The organism is Bifidobacterium pseudolongum subsp. pseudolongum DSM 20099, assembly GCF_000771225.1.
Classification (GTDB): Bacteria; Actinomycetota; Actinomycetes; order Actinomycetales; family Bifidobacteriaceae; genus Bifidobacterium; species Bifidobacterium pseudolongum.
Map to the genome: position 1 here is coordinate 256110 of NZ_JDTZ01000003.1, position 13621 is coordinate 269730.

The following is a 13621-nucleotide window of genomic DNA, read 5'->3' on the forward strand; positions in this document are numbered from 1 at the left end:
CCACCACTGTAACCGGCGGCGTGCATGAGCGCGCGGCCCTTAGGAGTCCGCGGTGTCCTGTCGCCGCGCCATCGCGTCGACGGGCGCGAGCGGCATCGTCATATGCGCGTCTACGTCGGCATGGTCGTCGCTGAACCCGGTCTCGCGCAGCACGCTGAGCAATTGCCGCATGCGCGCGAGCGCGGCGCGGCCCTGCGCGCCGATCGCGGCAAAAGCCGCATTGATCGACTCGGGCGACGGCGTCTCACCGGAGGCGATCTGCGCGTCCATCTCGTCGAGCTCCTGTGATGTCTGGTCGATCACCGTGTGCAGTGTCTCGCTGACCTCGCCCTGTATCGCAGCGCTGATGCGGTCGCGCTCGCGGTTCGCCGCGGCGATGCGCGCCTTCTCCTGCTCGGCGCGCAGCGCGTCGGCGCGCGCCTGCAGCACCTGCGGATTGGAACCGTTCACACGCACCCACATGCCGAACACCATGGCGATCATGCAGCAGACGAAGGCGATGGATGAGCCCATCACCAGAATCTGCTCCACGGACAGTCTCAGCGATACCACGCAATGTTCGGCGGGGGCGCCGCCGGCCAGCATACCGAAAAGCGTGTAGTGGCACCGGTTGAACGCGAGCACCTTGCATGCGAAGGCCACACTGTCGATTGCGCACAGCGGCACGAGCCATTTCCAGTTGCCGCGCCTGCCATGGACCGCCGCCGTATAGACGACGAGCGGGGCCGAGAGATTGGCCATGTACATCGAGGGAAGGAACAGCAGCTGGGCGAAGCAGATGACGGCGAATATCACCGCCACGGTCTGTGGGAAACGCCGCCGCAAGGCGAGCGGGGCCAGCAGCAGCACCGTCATGATGCGCTCGAGCCAGCCGAGTATGGGCGGATCGCCGCCCATGGTGGACGTGATGTCGGCGCCCATGGTGCAGAAGAACGCGATGAACGTGAATGTGATGAACGTGTCGGTGAGCACGTAGTGGTTCTCGAACCAATGGGATAGACGTACGATCCAGTTCGCGTGGACGTCCTGACGCACACTGTCGATCGGGGCGCCTTTCAGATGTCTGAACAGATTGGCGAGTCTGTGGACAAGAGGGCCGCGCACCGGCACCGCATGGCCGGATGTGCCATGCGCCTTGGGTGCGGTACTGGGCGTTCGCGATTCCTCGTCTAGCGGCATGGCCGCTTCCGTCGCGTGCGGGGACGCCTGCGTCTGTGTGAGGGAGCGCGATGGGATCTCCTCGCGCGCATGTGTGGCTGTCGGCGCGTCACGCAAAGGCACCTGTGCGCTCACCTCGAACCCTCCTGATAGGCGTGGTCCGCTGTCCACGGTGCCGCCGACCGCCTCGATGCGCTCGCGCATGCCGATGAGCCCATAGCCGGGCGTGTGTCCGTCGAGCGAGGCCGAAGCGCCGCGGCCATCGTCGTCAATCGTGATCGAGAGCGCGTCGTCGCTCCACTGCTCGGTGACTTCCACATGCACGGCATGGCCGGCGTATTTGCGGATGTTCGTGAGCGCCTCCTGCACGACGTGGTACAGCGCCTCGCTTGCGGCTGGGGAGAGCTCATCGGGTTGCGGCGTGCCGCTGACCGTGCGCGTCAGCTGCATGGCGGAGTTCACCGAACGCGCTTGGTTGATCAGTGCGTCGATGTCGTGGTAATCGGCGGTCGGGGTGTCGTTGAACACGCCGAGCAGCTGCGTCATGTCGTCGAGCGCGCGCTGTGACTCGTGGCGGATCGTGAGCATCGTCCCACGGGCGAGCTGTGGGTCGTGCACCGCTGCGTACCGGCCGCCGTCCGACTGGATGATGATGATCGAAAGCGTGTGTGCCACCACGTCGTGCATGTCACGTGCGATGCGCGCCCGTTCGGCGGACGCCGTGATGAGCTGCTCCTCCTGTTCGCGCGCGCGGATCGCCGCATTGCGCTCATGGAGCAGTGTGATCGTCTGATGGCGTGCACGCTGCCAGAAGCCGGCCACGATGGCGAACACGAGCACGATGGTGATGAGCACGGCGAGGGTGAGGGAGGTGCTGACGATGCCGCCATACGCCATGCTCTCGGAACACACCGTGCCGCCGTCCACTTCGGTGTAGTTCAGGCATTGGTAATCACCCCACAGCAATTGGTGCATCGTGGGCGCACCATACCGCGTCCAGTCATACGACACCACGAACTGCCGGACGGCGGACACCGCCGAGACGAGCACGTCGAACACCGCGGCGGTCACGAGGTACCTGCGCACCTGCGCGCGCGTGCCGTACACCAGTCCGGAATACAACATGACCGCCGCCATGAAGTCGGCCATGAACACGCCTGGGCCGACGATGAGCTGGGCCACAACCGTCACGAGGAACCAGCGAATCGCGATTGTGGGGCGTATCCGGTGCAGCGCATACGGCAAGGTCACCGCCACGGCCCACAACTGGTCCCACAATGGCTGCCAGTCATCCGGCACGCGCACCCATGAATACTGCGCGTCGACGAAACTGGATCCGGTGAGCGACCATAGGCCGCACAGCAATGCCACCACAAGGCAATCCACGGCGAACTGCCTGTTCCAGCCGCTCCAGCACCGGATGCGCCGCACGAGCGCGCTGATGCGGAGCATGTCATGCGTAGGTGCCGCGGGATGCTTCGTCATGGTTCTCACCCTAGCGCGTACCGGACGCAATGCAATAGTACTGTGGGATGAGCAGACAGCGGCGGTGCGGTGCATGCCCGCCGCGCAGCGCAACGAACAGGAGCCGATTCATGGGATTGCTTGACGAATACTATCTGCCCGGGTTGCATGTGCAGGAACACGCAATCGACGTGCCGTTGGATTGGGCCGGCCATGTGCCCGGCCAGGGGTTCGACGGACCCAGCACCACGCTGTTCTACCGTGTGGTGGACGCGCCGGAGAAGATCCATGCCGAGCTCCCGTTGCTCATCTTTCTGCAGGGCGGTCCGGGAGGTGCGGGCCCCCGCCCCCTGGGCCCACAGTCGGATGGCTGGATCGCCGAGGCGATCAGGCATTTCCGTGTCGTGTTGCCCGACCAGCGCGGCACCGGACGCTCCGCACGCATCGACTCGAACATGATCGGCACGATGGACGCGGCCGAAGGGGCGCGCTACCTCAAACACTTCCTCGCCGACTCGATCGTGCGCGACTTCGAACATCTGCGCCGCACCCAGTTCGCGGGCAGCCGGTGGGTGAGCCTTGGGCAGAGCTACGGTGGCTTTCTGACCCTCACATATCTTTCGCTGTTCCCGGACGCGCTTACAGCCAGTTTCACGACAGGCGGCATTCCGCACGTGCCCGCGGACGCGACCGAAGTCTATGAACACACCTTTCCGCGCATGGAACGCAAGACGGAACAGTTCTATGCGCGCTACCCACAGGACCGCGCACGCCTCGCCGTGCTTGCGGACCGCCTGTCCGCCGATCCTCTGCCATTGCCGAACGGCGATCCGCTCACCGTGGAGCGGCTGCAGACGATCGGCTCGTCGTTCGGCATGAAGCCGAGCTTCGAGCGCGTGCACTGGTTGCTCGACGAGGCGTTCGCCGCCGGCGACGGCAGCGCCTCGGCGAGCTCGCCGATCAGCGACGAGTTCCTGCGTGGCGTGGAGTCGGCCACCGCGGCGCATCCGTTGTACTGGCCGCTGCAGGAGTTCATCTACGCCAACGGCGAGCTTGAGCGCCCGATTGACTGGGCCGCCCAGCGCGTGCGCGACACGATGCCGCGGTTCAGCACGAACGCGCGCCCGTTGCTGCTGACCGGTGAGGCTGTGTTCCCGTGGATGTTCGAGCAGGAGAAGCAGCTCAAGCCCTTCCGTGGCGCCGTCGAGACGATGATGCAGGACACGCGCTTCGGTGTGATCTATGACGAGGGCCAACTCGCGCGCAACGAGGTGCCGCTGCGCGCCGCCGTGTATTTCGACGACATGTATGTGGATTCCTCGTTGAGCCTCGACACACTCAGCCGCATCGGCAATGCATGCGCGTGGGTCACGAACGAGTTCGAGCATGACGGCGTGCACGGTGCCACCGTGTTCCGGCGTCTGTTCGATGAGGCATGTGCGAACGGCGATTTGCAGGCCATGTTCTGACAAGTTCACGCGGTGTGCCTTACCATGGGTGGTGGCGCGGCGCAACTCCGCGCCCACCCATGGAGAACCGCACGCAAAGGACGTATATCATGACCGATTCAACGACCATCGGATTCATCGGCTTTGGCAATATGGGGCAGGCGATCGCACGCGGCCTCATCGAATCGGGCACCGTCGGCGCCGACCAGATCGTGGCATGCGCGGCGCATTACGACAAGCTCCTCGCCACCACCAAGGCCATGGGCGCTCGCGCCGTCCACGATCCGATCGAGGTCGCCGCGGCGGCCGACGTGATCATCGTGGCGATCAAGCCGTACCAGATGGAAGCGGTGATGAAGCCGGTCGTGCAGACGCTGGTGGACGACAACAAGTTCGTCGTGTCAATCGCGGCGGGGTGGACGCTCGAGAAGTTCCAGCGGATGCTCGGCGAGATGAGCGAGCTCATCCATGTGCAGTGCACGATCCCCAACACGCCGATGGCGGTGGGCAAGGGTGTGCTCGTCACCGAAGACGTCGACACGCTCACTCACGAACAGCGCAACCGTTTCGAGGCGCTTTTCGGTTCGATCGCGCTGATCGAGCGCGTGGACACCGCGCACATGGGCATCGCGATGTGCCTCGCCGGATGCGCCCCCGCCTTCACCGAGATGTATATGGAGGCCTTGGGTGACGCAGGGGTCAAATACGGGTTGCAGCGCGCCACCGCCTACCGTCTGGCGGCAAAGATGATCGAAGGCGTGGGTGCGCTCTATCTGAGCGAAGGCGAACATCCGGGCGCCATGAAGGACGCCGTGTGCTCGCCCGGCGGCACCACGATCAAGGGCGTGGCCTCGCTCGAGGAAAGCGCGTTCCGTGGCGCCGTCATCAAGGCCGTCGACGCGATCGAACAGGGCTGACGGCACCCCGGACAGTGTGGCGTTGTGCGGGGCCGGGCGTGCGTGCGCGTTCGGCCCCTCTTGACGAGCGGCGGCGCTAAGCTGAGTCGCATGTCTCTTACCATCGGAATTGTCGGATTGCCCAACGTGGGCAAATCCACCATGTTCAACGCATTGACCCGCAACAACGTGCTTGCGGAGAACTACCCCTTCGCCACGATCGAGCCCAACACCGGTGTGGTGCCGCTTCCCGACAAGCGCCTTCCAGTGCTCGCCGAACTCGTGCACACCGAGAAGATCGTACCCGCCACCGTCACGTTCGTCGACATCGCCGGCATCGTCAAAGGCGCCTCCGAAGGCGAAGGCCTGGGCAACAAGTTCCTCGCCAACATCCGCGAGGCGGACGCGATCTGCGAAGTCGTGCGCGCATTCGAAGACGACGATATCGTGCATGTGAACGGCCACGTGGACCCGGCCGACGACATCGACACGATCAACGCCGAGCTCATCCTCGCCGATCTGCAGACGATCGACAACGCGCTGCCCAAACTCGAAAAGGACCTGCGCGGCAAGAAGATCGAGCCGTCCTACATGGAAGCGGTGCAAAAAGCCAAGGCGATCCTCGAATCTGGCCGCACTATCGACCAGGCCGCGCAGGCGGGAGAAATCGATAAGGACGACCTCGCCGATTTGCATTTGCTCACCGCCAAGCCGTTCATCTACGTGTTCAATGTGGACGACGCCGAACTGACCAATGAGGCGTTCAAGAAGAAGCTCTCCGATTCGGTGGCTCCGGCCCCGTCGGTCTTTCTCAACGCGCAGTTCGAGGCCGAACTCACCGAGCTCGACGAAGCCGATGCCCGCGAGATGCTCGAAGACGCGGGTCTGAGCGAATCCGGCCTGGATCAGCTCGCCCGTGTGGGATTCGACATCCTCGGCCTGCAGACCTTCCTGACGGCGGGGGAGAAGGAAGTGCGCGCCTGGCAGATCCACAAGGGGTGGACCGCCCCGCAGGCCGCGGGCGTCATCCACACCGACTTTGAAAAGGGATTCATCAAGGCCGAGGTCGTCTCCTATGACGATTTTGTGGCGGCCGACGGTTCGATGGCCAAGATCAAGGAGGAGGGCAAGCTGCGCCTCGAGGGCAAGGACTACGTGATGCAGGACGGCGACATCACCGAGTTCAAGTTCAATGTGAGCAAATAGGGGCAGGCATAACGCGGGGTCTGTGGCAAAGACATTTTCGCCACAGACCCCGCCTCGTTATGTGGGACGCGTCACCGGCAGTTGCGGTAGGCGAAATCGTGGATTTGCCGCAGTGCGCGCTGGCTTTCGGCGAGCCAGCTCATGCATACGGGGAACACGTGGCCGAGCGTCTCGGTCGGTGCCACCTTGACATCGTGGAGTTCGAAATCGCGCCCGGCGCATGCCAGGGCCGTGGCGAGCCCGAGCGTCTCCGCCTGGATGAAGTCGTCGCTGCTCGTCAGCAGGTACAGTGGCGGCAATGCCGTCTGCGTGGCAGCCGCGAATGGGGCGAGCGGCATCGCGCCGCCGAGGCCGTCGAAGAATTCGCGGCCTACGGTCTGTTCCAGTTGTGTGCGTGCGCTGGGCACATCGGGTCGTTCCGTCAGATCGAACACGCCGCTGACGAGCGCGGCGCCGGCGATGGGGAGCCCCGATGGGGATGCGATGCCGAACGCCTGGGCAGCGTCGGGATTGCGCTCGATGAGCAGCGTGTACCATGCGAGTGCACCGCCCGCCGAATCGCCGGTCAGGAAGATGTTGTGCGGGCTGATGGGCCAATCGCCGGCATGGTCGCGGATCCATGCCAAAGCGTTCTGGACGTCCGCGAGCTGGCCGCGCAGGTCGGTCTGCGGTGCGGGTCGGTAGTTCAACGAGAACACGGCGAATCCCAGAGCCGCCAGATGCATGTTGAAATTGCGGTTGAGCTCTTTGTAGCCGTACGTGAAGCCTCCGCCATGGATGTCGATGAACACCGGCAATGTGGCGCCACCGCGCACCATGGCGCTGTGGGGCAGATACAGGTCGAGCAGATGGCCGCGCGATTCGCCGGCTTCGGCGTCATAACCGCCGTCGGGCAGGTATGGCATGTCGCAGATCGCGTCGATGCTTTCCGGGTCATGCCAATAGGCCGTGCGCGCATAGTCGAATTTCGCGATGCGGAGGCGGTCTTCGCGGATGCGTGCGGCACGGTCTGGATCCGTATCAGCCAGATCGTCGTCAATCTCGGTCCAATACCTGGCGATTTCGGCGATGCCGCGGTCGAATTCGACCGGGTCGATCGCGAACGGCTCGTCGTCGAAGCGGACAAGACGGTAAGGGATGGATGACATCGTGGGGCCTTTCTCTATGTGCGCGCCATGTTGCGGCAACGAATCACCCCCACCAGTATCGCACTGGTGGGGGTGATTCGTTGCCGCAACACGACCGCATGGTGTGTGGTGTGTCGCGTCGGGTCTGCTTACTCAGCCTGTTCGCCGCCGGCCTTGATGCCGGTGCCGTCGCCGCTGGGCTCCTGCGACTTCGGGAAGTCGTTGGAGGGGTCGGACTTGCCGCAGCCACACTTGCGGTCCTTGGTTTCCGCCTGTTCGCTTGCTTCGGTGTGATCGGCCTGACCCTGGAAGTCGAGGTCGCCATCCGAGGAAGCGCCGCATGTCGAGCCGCCATTGGCATGACCATTGTTCATGTTGATGGATTCTTCATTGGTTTCGGTGTTGTCAGTCATTGTGATGCCTTTCCTTGTGTATTAATATTCATCATACGCAGACATTATGGGGGAGTTGCGTGTGTCCGCTGAGAGTAGTCTGCCAATCCTCACAGGCAACAATCAGGTATATGTAGTGCACAGTGTGCCAAATTTGTTCGCTCTTCGGCAAAGCGGGGAATGCCGTCAGATGCTGGGAATCCAATGTTTTCCTATTCTTTTGGCGGCTTGGGGTGGTACTCGGTGTTTTGCGTGGGTCGCAAGCGGCGTATTTAAATAGGGCGTGTGAAAGAGTTTTGTATCAAATGGGGCAAACGCATTGCCACCAAGCAGATGCTGCTGATTGTCATCGTCACCCTGGCCGCCACCGGAATCGGCATGTGGCTCGCGCAGTTCAACGGGTTCAAGATTCTGGGCGCGTTGATCATCGCGCTGCTCATCGGCATGATCGTGCAGTTCCCGATCCGCGCGTGGTACACGAAAGACAACGCCGAGCGCAAGGCGGGCGTCAAGGACGCCGCAGGCCTGATCGCCAACAAGTTCCTGCGTCTGGGCATCATCCTGCTCGGTTTCAAGCTGAACCTGCAGCTGCTGTTCACCACCGGCGCCAAGTGCTTGCCGCTCGCAGCCGGCGTCGTGCTCGTCACCGTGCTGATCACCTACGGCATCTGCCGGCTGATGAAGGTCGACCCGCTCATGGCCATCCTTGTGGCGTGTGGCACCGGCATCTGCGGCGCGGCCGCCGTGATGGGCGTCTCCGGTTCGATCAAGGTCTCACCGACGCGTGAGGAGGAAAAGGAGAACGACGAGGTCACCGCCATCGCGATCGTCGCAATCATGGGCACAATCTTTGCGCTCCTCGAGATTGCCGTGCTCCCGCTGTTCGGGCTCACGCAGGCTCAGGAAGGCTTCGTCGCAGGCGGGTCCCTGCACGAGATCGCGCACGCCGTCGCCGCCGGCGAAGGTCTCACCAACGAGCGGCTCGCCGCGCAGCAGGGTGTTGTGGATGCGGCCACCATGGCTAACATCATGAAGCTTTCGCGTGTGCTGATGCTCGTCTTCGTCGCGATCATCGTGGCGATCTGGTGGGACAAGAAGCACGGTGAGGTCCCCGCCGACGGCGGTAAGCGCAAGATCGCGTTCCCGTGGTTCATGCTCGGGTTCATCGCGACCGCCGCGATCGGCACGCTCATGCTCAAGGCATGGCCCTCAACGGCTGAGCTCGTCAACGTGCTTGGCAACGATGTGGCGAAGGTCCTCCTCGGCATGGCCATGGCCGCGCTGGGCATCAACGTCAACTTCAAAGCGCTGAAGAAGGGCGTCAAGCCTTTCGGCGCCTCGCTCATCGCCTCGGTCATCCTCGTGGCGCTGTGCATCGGCCTCGCACTCGTGTTCTTCCCCGCGAAGTGAGTGGATTGGGTGGCCGTTGAGCGGTTGTCCGCGGGCGTGACGGCGCCATCGCGGGCTTTGTAACGACGCTCCTGCCCGGTTCGTGACGTGGGGGCTTTACAATGACGATGGCGTTTTTACGTAGGGCGCATGCATCCGCCTCCACGTGGCGCCGCGAGCAATACCGAGCAAGTCGGTATCGATCAGTCAAGGAGACCTTATGACCAACCTTTCGATGGCGGGCATGTTCCATTGGAAACTGCACGGCAATGGCAAGACCTTGGGACCGGGGGAGGTCGTCGAGCCCAACGAGCGCCTCACCTGGCCGCGCACGATTGAGATCGGCGCGCAGCATGTGGTAGCCATGTTCGGCGCCACATTCCTCGTGCCGATCCTCACCCATTTCGACCCATCCACCACACTGTTCTTCACGGCATTCTCTACGGCCCTGTTCCTGTTGATCAACAAGAACATCCTGCCGTCGTACCTCGGGTCCTCCTTTGGCTTCATCGCGCCAATCACGGCCGTGTACAGCTCCGGCAAAGGCATCGCCGTCGCAAGTTTCGGCATCTTGTGCACCGGTGTGCTTCTGGCCTTGATAGGCGTGGCCGTGCAATACGCAGGCGCCATATGGATCGACCGCATCATGCCGCCTGTGGTCAACGGCGCAATCGTCGCGATCATTGGCTTCAACCTGGCGCCCACGGTGTGGACCAACTTCCAGACGGCGCCAGACACCGCGCTCGTCACGCTGTTGGCGGTCGTGCTCGTGGCCGTGCTGTTCAAAGGCCTGCTGGGACGCCTCAATATCCTCATCGGCGTGCTGATCGGCTACGTGTACGCGTGCTTCCGCGGACAGGTCGACTTCGCCGCGATCTCCGACGCCTCGTGGATCGGCTTCCCTGAATTCCACCTGCCGCAGGTTGATTTCTCCGTGCTGCCGATGTTCCTGCCCGTCGTGCTCGTGCTCATCGCTGAAAACGTGGGGCATGTCAAGTCCGTGGCCGCCATGACCGGCCATGACTACGACAACCAGATCGGCACCGCGCTCATCGCCGACGGCCTCGGCACTACCGTCGCCGGCTTCGGCGGCGGCTCCGGCACCACCACATACGGCGAGAACATCGGCGTCATGGCCGCGACCAAGGTCTATTCGACCGCCGCGTATTGGTGCGCCGCCGCTTTTGCGCTCATCCTCTCGCTGTGCCCCAAGTTCGGCGAGGTCATCAACTCGATTCCCGCCGGTGTGCTCGGCGGCGTCACGACGCTGCTCTACGGCATGATCGGCATGATCGGCGTGCAGATCTGGGTGGACAACAAGGTCGACTTCAGCAAGCCGCTCAACATCATGACCGCCGCCATCGTCATGATCATCGGCATCGCCAACTTCCAGTTCGCGCTTTCCGACGTGCAGTTCAACGGCATCGCGATCGGCTCGATCGCCGTGCTCGTGCTGTACCACGGCCTCAAGGCCATCGGGCGCGCGACAGGCGCGATCCCCAAGACCTCGTCGGTCGTGCGTGACCAAGGCAAGCCGTCCGAACCATTGCACCCCATCCAGGAAGACGGCGACCAGAACCGCTGACCGGTCTGCCCTCCCTCTCACGGGCGCGCCGCGACATCCGCGTATGTCGCGGCGCGCCGCCGTATATGCGCCCCGAGGCGCCGCTGTGCGCGGTGTGTGGTTCGTAGCGGCCTTCGGATATAGTTGACGAGTTTGCGCATATCGCGCGAATTATTCAACGATTTTTATGAAAGGCCATTGTGCCCGATTTACAGATGACTTCCGAAGAACAGGCCGACTATGACGAGCCTGAGATGACGTTCGCCGAACTCGGCGTGCCCGGCCCGCTTGTGCATGCGCTGGCCGACGAAGGCAAACGAACCGCCTTCCCCATTCAGCAGGACACCCTGCCGGATTCGCTTGCCGGCCGTGATGTGCTCGGCCGAGGCCGCACCGGCTCGGGCAAGACCCTCGCCTTCACATTGCCGCTCGTCACCCGTCTGGGCGACGTGACGTACGACGACGGCGTTTCGATGGAGGATTTCCGCTCGGCGGTGCGCAAAGCGCAGCGCGACCGCGTCAAGGCTCTGCGCCACAGCGACGCGACGCCGCACCCGCGTGGTCTGATCCTGGCCCCCACGCGCGAATTGGCGAACCAGATCAACGATGTGGTGGCGCCGCTCGCCCATGTGTATGGCATGACGACGACGACCGTGTACGGTGGCGTGCGGTACAGCAGACAGATCAACGACCTCAAGGCCGGCGCCGACATTGTGGTGGCCTGCCCAGGCCGCTTGGAGGACCTCATCGAACAGGGCGCGCTGACCTTGGACGATGTGCGCGTCGTGGTGCTCGACGAGGCCGATGAGATGGCGGACATGGGCTTCCTGCCACCGATCCGCCGCATCCTCAAGCAGATTTCCCCCGACGCCCAGCACATGCTGTTCTCCGCGACGCTCGACCATGGCGTCGACGAGGTCGTGGACGAGTTCCTCAACGACCCCAAGGTGCACAGCGTCGACGAGGTGACATCCGCGGTCGATCTGATGACCCACCATGTGTTCCTCACCACGCGCAACGACAAGCCCGCCCTCGTGCGCAAGCTGGCCTCCGGGTCCGGACGCCGCATCCTCTTCACGCGCACGAAGTTCCAAGCGCAGAAGCTCGCCAAATCACTGACCCAGCAGGGCATTCCGGCGGCCGAGCTCCACGGCAACCTCAACCAGAACCAGCGTGACCGCAACCTGCAGGCCTTCGAATCGGGTTCGGTGAACGTGCTCGTGGCCACTGATGTGGCCGCGCGTGGCATCGACGTCAGTGGTGTGGAACTCGTGGTGCAGGTCGACCCGCCGGACGACCCTAAGTCGTTCCTGCACCGTTCCGGCCGTACGGCGCGGGCCGGCAAGGCCGGCGACGTGATCACCGTGATCACGCCGGACCAGCGCCGCTATGCGCGCAAACTGCTGCATCAGGCGGGCATCGACGTCAAGCCGCTCGAGGTCAAGCCTGATTCGCCGCAAGTGCTCGAGCTTGTAGGCACGCCTGCAGAGCCTGTCGAAGGCTGGACGCTGCCTCCGCTCAAGCGCGCCGAGCGCCAAGGCGCGCCGGGCAAGTCCCGCAATCGCCGCCGTGGACGCCGCGGCGAGGACCGTGGGGCGGAGCGTGAACCGCGGCGCTCACGCAGCCCGAAGGGCGGCAAGCGTTCGCGTTCCGAACGTGCGCAGGACCGCCGCGACAGCCAGCGGCAGCAGTTCACCGAGGAGCAGCGTGAGTTCGCGCAGCGGTTCCTCGGCGATGTACGCAGTATGCGCGACGACCACCCAGCGCATCATGACGCCGAACGGGGCCGTGATGGCGTACCGGCTGGCAAGGCGTCGAAGAAGCACAAGAAGCAGGGCAAGGGCAAGCGCAATTACGAGAACGGCGCCAAGCGCATCCAGCGCAAGGAGCAGCGTCTGGTGCGCGACGAGCGCGACGAAGCCGTGAAACGCCATGAGCGCCGGCTCAAGGCACGCGACGCGAGCCGCAAGGGCCGCCCCGCCGCGAACCGCAAGCGGCACACGAAGCACAAGGCTTCGGCGCCGTTCCGCACGCGCTCACGCTCGTAATCCCAAGACACGGCGAACCGCAACATGGCCGTACAGCCACACGATCACATGGCTGTACGGCCTTGTTGTGATGTCACCGCGCCGTGCGGCTGGTCTACCGTGACGTGTGCGGATCGCCGCCGTTCATATACGCAGCGCATCGTGCGGCAAGGCGCGTGGGCACACCGCGCACACCGAGCGCGGTCAGCTTGGCGAACGCCCCCGAATAGGCGAGTGCGCTGCCGGCCTGCATCTTGGCGTAGGCGAACCGCGCGACCGCCTGCGGTGTGGACGGTTTGACCATCGTGAAGAAATTCCTGCCGTGCATGTTGGCGGCGCGTTCGAATCCAGTGGAGACCGGACCGGGGCACACCACGGTGCAGGTGACGCCGGTGCCGCGCAGCTCGTAGGCGAGCGCCACACTCAATGAGCGCACAAACGCCTTGGTCGCGTAATACATGGCCATGTAGGGGCCCGGCAACGCCGCGGCGACCGACGCGATGTTGAGGATGCGCCCATGTCCGCGCGTGCGCATCCTGCGCCCGAAGCGATGGCACAATTCGGCGAGCGTGACCATGTTCACCTGCATCATCGCGCGCATGTGGTCGTCGTCCATGTCGAGGAATGTGTTCCAGTCCCCGAACCCGGCGTCGTTGATGAGCGTGTCGGTCGTTATATGGCGTTCCACGGTGTACTGTTCCAGGCGGGCGGCTGCGTCGGGCTGCGCGAGGTCCAGCGTGATTGCCGTGACCTTGCCGTGGTAGTCGCGTTCCAGATTGGCTTTCACCACCGCGAGTTTGTCGGCGTTGCGGCCGGTGATCAACAATTCGTCGTCATGTTGGGCGCACAGGAGCGCGAGTTGTGCTCCGATGCCCCCGCTGGCCCCGGTGATCAGTGTGGTCATGGTGGTGCCTCCTTCATGGTTCGGCTGGTTCCATGCACCAGCGTAG

10 protein-coding genes are annotated in these 13621 nt (G+C 63.9%); 6 read left to right on the forward strand and 4 right to left on the reverse strand.

Features of this window, described 5'->3' with window-relative positions; translation table 11 throughout:
- Nucleotides 1-39: 39 nt before the first annotated feature.
- Nucleotides 40-2643 carry a sensor histidine kinase gene (locus OU02_RS03305; protein WP_052110235.1) on the reverse strand — a complete coding sequence of 868 codons (2604 nt, stop codon included), beginning with the start codon at nt 2641-2643 and terminating at the stop codon, nt 40-42.
- 110 nt (nt 2644-2753) lie between these two features.
- Between OU02_RS03305 and OU02_RS03310 the strand changes: the two genes are divergently transcribed.
- From OU02_RS03310 to ychF, 3 genes are all read left to right on the forward strand, one after another.
- Complete coding sequence (locus tag OU02_RS03310) at nt 2754-4091, forward strand: alpha/beta fold hydrolase (RefSeq protein WP_033488748.1); 1338 nt, start codon at nt 2754-2756, stop codon at nt 4089-4091.
- 89 nt (nt 4092-4180) lie between these two features.
- Complete coding sequence (gene proC / locus OU02_RS03315) at nt 4181-4987, forward strand: pyrroline-5-carboxylate reductase (RefSeq protein ID WP_033488749.1); 807 nt, start codon at nt 4181-4183, stop codon at nt 4985-4987.
- A gap of 90 nt (nt 4988-5077) precedes the next feature.
- Nucleotides 5078-6172, forward strand: coding sequence for a redox-regulated ATPase YchF (gene ychF / locus OU02_RS03320; RefSeq protein ID WP_033488750.1), 1095 nt, complete (start codon nt 5078-5080; stop codon nt 6170-6172).
- Between the two features lie 71 nt (nt 6173-6243).
- On the opposite strand, the gene OU02_RS03325 is transcribed toward ychF, so the two are convergent.
- A complete protein-coding gene (locus OU02_RS03325) occupies nt 6244-7320 on the reverse strand; it encodes an alpha/beta hydrolase (protein ID WP_080720484.1) in 1077 nt (358 codons plus the stop codon).
- 128 nt (nt 7321-7448) lie between these two features.
- Complete coding sequence (locus OU02_RS03330) at nt 7449-7712, reverse strand: hypothetical protein (RefSeq protein ID WP_033488751.1); 264 nt, start codon at nt 7710-7712, stop codon at nt 7449-7451.
- Nucleotides 7713-7976: 264 nt separating this feature from the next.
- Here OU02_RS03330 and OU02_RS03335 point away from each other — a divergent pair, with 264 nt between their 5' ends.
- The 3 genes from OU02_RS03335 (at nt 7977) to OU02_RS03345 (ending at nt 12692) form a co-directional block, all read left to right on the forward strand.
- Nucleotides 7977-9101: a YeiH family protein gene (locus tag OU02_RS03335; RefSeq protein WP_033488752.1), complete on the forward strand. Its 1125-nt coding sequence runs from the start codon at nt 7977-7979 to the stop codon at nt 9099-9101.
- A 214-nt stretch (nt 9102-9315) separates the two neighbouring features.
- Nucleotides 9316-10665, forward strand: a complete 1350-nt coding sequence (locus OU02_RS03340; protein ID WP_080720515.1) for a uracil-xanthine permease family protein — start codon at nt 9316-9318, stop codon at nt 10663-10665.
- Nucleotides 10666-10859: 194 nt separating this feature from the next.
- Nucleotides 10860-12692, forward strand: coding sequence for a DEAD/DEAH box helicase (locus OU02_RS03345; protein ID WP_033488753.1), 1833 nt, complete (start codon nt 10860-10862; stop codon nt 12690-12692).
- Nucleotides 12693-12786: 94 nt separating this feature from the next.
- On the opposite strand, the gene OU02_RS03350 is transcribed toward OU02_RS03345, so the two are convergent.
- Nucleotides 12787-13575 carry an SDR family NAD(P)-dependent oxidoreductase gene (locus OU02_RS03350; RefSeq protein ID WP_033488754.1) on the reverse strand — a complete coding sequence of 263 codons (789 nt, stop codon included), beginning with the start codon at nt 13573-13575 and terminating at the stop codon, nt 12787-12789.
- Between the last annotated feature and the right edge of the window lie 46 nt (nt 13576-13621).

What these genes read in the sequence shown, in the direction of transcription:
- OU02_RS03305 (WP_052110235.1), bottom strand. Translation starts at nt 2,643, where the DNA reads ATGACGAAGCATCCCGCGGCACCTACGCATGACATGCTCCGCATCAGC.
- OU02_RS03310 (WP_033488748.1), top strand. Translation starts at nt 2,754, where the DNA reads ATGGGATTGCTTGACGAATACTATCTGCCCGGGTTGCATGTGCAGGAA.
- proC (WP_033488749.1), top strand. Translation starts at nt 4,181, where the DNA reads ATGACCGATTCAACGACCATCGGATTCATCGGCTTTGGCAATATGGGG.
- ychF (WP_033488750.1), top strand. Translation starts at nt 5,078, where the DNA reads ATGTCTCTTACCATCGGAATTGTCGGATTGCCCAACGTGGGCAAATCC.
- OU02_RS03325 (WP_080720484.1), bottom strand. Translation starts at nt 7,320, where the DNA reads ATGTCATCCATCCCTTACCGTCTTGTCCGCTTCGACGACGAGCCGTTC.
- OU02_RS03330 (WP_033488751.1), bottom strand. Translation starts at nt 7,712, where the DNA reads ATGACTGACAACACCGAAACCAATGAAGAATCCATCAACATGAACAAT.
- OU02_RS03340 (WP_080720515.1), top strand. Translation starts at nt 9,316, where the DNA reads ATGGCGGGCATGTTCCATTGGAAACTGCACGGCAATGGCAAGACCTTG.
- OU02_RS03345 (WP_033488753.1), top strand. Translation starts at nt 10,860, where the DNA reads ATGACTTCCGAAGAACAGGCCGACTATGACGAGCCTGAGATGACGTTC.
- OU02_RS03350 (WP_033488754.1), bottom strand. Translation starts at nt 13,575, where the DNA reads ATGACCACACTGATCACCGGGGCCAGCGGGGGCATCGGAGCACAACTC.